Annotated in this window: 2 protein-coding genes; one reads left to right on the forward strand and one right to left on the reverse strand. The window is 32.5% G+C overall.

Going from position 1 to position 3,475, the window contains the following annotated elements; genetic code table 11:
- The first annotated feature begins 632 nt into the window (after positions 1–632).
- A complete protein-coding gene (locus ACFWE9_RS26330; RefSeq protein ID WP_483878219.1) occupies positions 633–1,955 on the forward strand; it encodes a UDP-glucose dehydrogenase family protein in 1,323 nt (440 codons plus the stop codon).
- 858 nt (positions 1,956–2,813) lie between these two features.
- Here the strand turns inward: ACFWE9_RS26330 and ACFWE9_RS26335 are convergent.
- The gene (locus tag ACFWE9_RS26335; protein ID WP_377359591.1) at positions 2,814–3,419 is read right to left on the reverse strand and encodes a serine O-acetyltransferase; all 606 of its coding nucleotides are present in this window, start codon (positions 3,417–3,419) and stop codon (positions 2,814–2,816) included.
- Positions 3,420–3,475: the final 56 nt, after the last annotated feature.

Consider the following 3,475-nt stretch of genomic DNA (forward strand, 5'->3'; position numbering starts at 1 on the left):
GATAAAAATACTTTAATAGCACAATTTATATCCACAATAATAGCTCCTTTATTTTTTAAAAAAACGAGGGAATCCACATATTTAATGTTGCAAGCCTTAATCTTCAAAAAATAGTAAAGATTAGGAAGTTGGAAAATTTGATTTGATTCTTATCACATGTGTAACAGGTTTAAATTAGAAGTTACTCTTATGCAAAATATGACATTCTATTTAGCTGCCACTGTATTTATGTTCAATTATAATAAATTTCCAATGTTAAGCTCTACTAATTTATATGAATTATTTAATATCGTGGTATTTAATTCGAAATCTACTTATATTCTTGCCTTATTGTAGAAAATCCTAACGATACGACAAGAAATTATCTCCATACACTACCAAAATTGAGGAGGCGGAGTTATTAATATTGAATGGTACGTTATAAAATGACTTCTCATCGCCCGGGGGATATCGCTAAATGTTATGCTTAGCCTAAAAAAGAAGCAAAAGAGCTTTTCTGGGAAGCCACTAAGTTTTTGGTGGAAGGTATGTGTAGGAGAATCGCTAATAATCCAAAGGTGATAGGAAGGTGTGAAATACTTAATATAGAATCTAACAAAGACTAGGTAAATAATTGTGAAAGAGGGAGTTAAATAGTGAAAATTGCAGTAGCAGGTACTGGATATGTTGGATTAGTCACAGGTGTTTGCCTTGCTGAAAAGGGTCATTTTGTGAATTGTGTAGATATAGATGAAGATAAAGTAAGATTAATGAAATCAGGAATATCTCCTATTTATGAACCAGGCCTTGAAGAATTAATGGTAAGAAATATGGAAAGGTTAGACTTTACTACAGATTATAAAGAAGCGTATAAAGACGCAGATGTAATATTTATAGGTGTAGGAACACCCGAAAGGCTTGATGGCTCTGCTAATCTAAGTTATGTCTATTCTGCTGCAAAAGAAATTGCAAAAAGTGTTGAAAAAGATAGTGTTGTTGTTATAAAGTCAACAGTACCTATTGGTACAAATGATAAGGTATATGAGATAATAGAAGAGAATCTTTCAAAAGATGTTAATGTATATGTTGCTTCAAACCCAGAATTTTTGTCTCAGGGTACGGCTGTTAAGGATACACTACACCCTTCAAGAATTATTATTGGTGCTGAAGAAGAGTACCCGAAAAATATATTAAAAGAGGTCTATGAAGAGTTTGATGCGCCTATTGTAGTGACAAATAGGCGAAGTGCTGAGATGATTAAGTATGCTTCAAATGATTTTTTGGCTCTTAAAATCTCTTTTATTAATGAGATTTCTAACCTTTGTGAAGTTATTGGTGCTGACATCGAGGATGTTAGTCTCGGAATGGGGTTAGACAGTAGAATTGGGAATAAGTTCTTAAACCCAGGGGTTGGCTATGGTGGGTCTTGTTTTCCAAAGGATACCAAAGCGCTTCACTGGTTAGCTAATTTTCATGATATAGAGCTGAAGACCATCAAAGCTGCTATTGATGTTAACGAGAACCAAAAGATAAAGTTAATTAAGAAATCTCGAAAATACTACGATAACTTAAATGGGCTGTCAGTTGCAGTTTTGGGATTAACTTTTAAACCGGGAACTGATGATTTAAGGGAAGCCCCTTCTCTAGTTAATATTCCAATAATGCTCGAAGATGGAGCCAAAATTAAAGCATGGGATCCTGCAGGGGTTAATAATTTTAAAAAAGTTTATCCAAACGAAATTACTTATACCAACACTATTGAAGAAAGTCTTATAGATGCAGATGTATGTTTTATCTTTACTGAATGGGATGAAGTCAAAAATTTTGATATTTCCAAATATAGTAAACTTATGAGATGTCCAATTGTACTTGATGGAAGAAACTGCTATGACCCTTTACATGCTAGGAAGGCTAACATTATTTATGATTCCATTGGAAGAGAAACTATTAAAAATTTAGAGTACGCGCTTATTTAATGATAAGCTCTTATGGATTAGGTTTTTTTATGAAATAAAAATAAATTAGCATTGTTCTCTATCTCTTTTTTAGTTATTAATTCATATTTAAAAAACATATTTTCTGATTGAAACAACGTTTGATTAGAGTATTATACTAGGGATAATAACTTTCATAAAATCACACATGAAATAGAATAAAAATAAATAATAATGCCATGACATTAGTTTCCAAAAAATGACTATGCACGCATTTCTTGCAGCCTAAATAATATTGAGGTATTAACATTAGAATTTTTGACGAGACTAAAAACATCGGAACTAAAATAACATTATTAGCGGTTTAAATATTAGATAATCATCTCACTTATAGAATGGGAGTGAGATGATTGATGATTGCGGGATTTTAAATGATATTTCCATAACATAGGATGACTAAAAGTTATCAGGAAGAAATGAAATTTCATCGTTAAACAGTAGTAAACGTCGTTCCCTAAAAGGAAGCCTTTCTCACCAAACCTATTAAAGGTATAACGACAGTGCTGTAGACAGCCTTTGGGTAGTTTCTTGCCAATTATTTTAAGATTAAATACCTAGTCAATGAAGTTATGAGAGGGAGATTTCCCCTTTTTGTATTCCTTAACTGTTTTTATCTTAAATTCTGGACTATAGGAAATAGATCGCTCGGAAGCGCTTTTGATTTTTGGATTCTTTTCAAGTGCTTTAATCTGAAGCTCGGTATATTTTTACTCATAGAAATCCTCCGTCCATACTCATTACATCTATTGAAACACAAAAAAACCCGGATAGGGGACACTTTTTATCTGTGTTCGTTATCCAGGGTATTGTTCAATAAGTACTACTTTGTTTTTGTTACCTTTATAGTCGTTGGTTAACTTTAACTCCGTCTTTTTTTAGGAGAATCGCAGGATTACCTATAATTACGCTGTTTTCTGGAACATCTTTGGCAACCACCGCACCGGCACCGATGAACGAGTTATTTCCTATTTTTATATCGCCGACTACAATGGCACCGGCGCCAATCCTTACATTATCACCGATAGTAGGGGGCGTGGGAACACCGTTTTTCGTACCTATTGTTACTTGCTGATTAATCCAACAATTTTCACCAATCCTATTCGCTAAAATAATAGTACTAAATCCATGAGAAATAAATAACCCCGGGCCGATATCTCTAGTTGAAATATATAATGAGTTTAACTTTCGAAAAAAAATCCCCAATAATATTGCAATTAAATTATTATTCAACCTCGTGTAAAACAGGTTTCTGAACTCCTCTTTGTTAACTAATAGCCAATTTAAATATCGAATCTTTGAATAATTAAATCCTTCTAAATTATTAATTTGAACCCAAACCTCGATATCTTTGTTGATGATGCTTTTATTTCTTGAAAGTTTATACGCAAATGTAGAAGGGAGAGATCGTACCAAGTTAACGTTCTCCCATATTTTTTTTAGTTTCATTCATAATTCCCCTTTTTTTGTATAGTTATCATAATCTTACTCTAAAATTATAAATA

It is taken from the genome of Peribacillus sp. NPDC060253 (assembly GCF_042727425.1).
Lineage (GTDB): Bacteria > Bacillota > Bacilli > Bacillales > DSM-1321 > Peribacillus.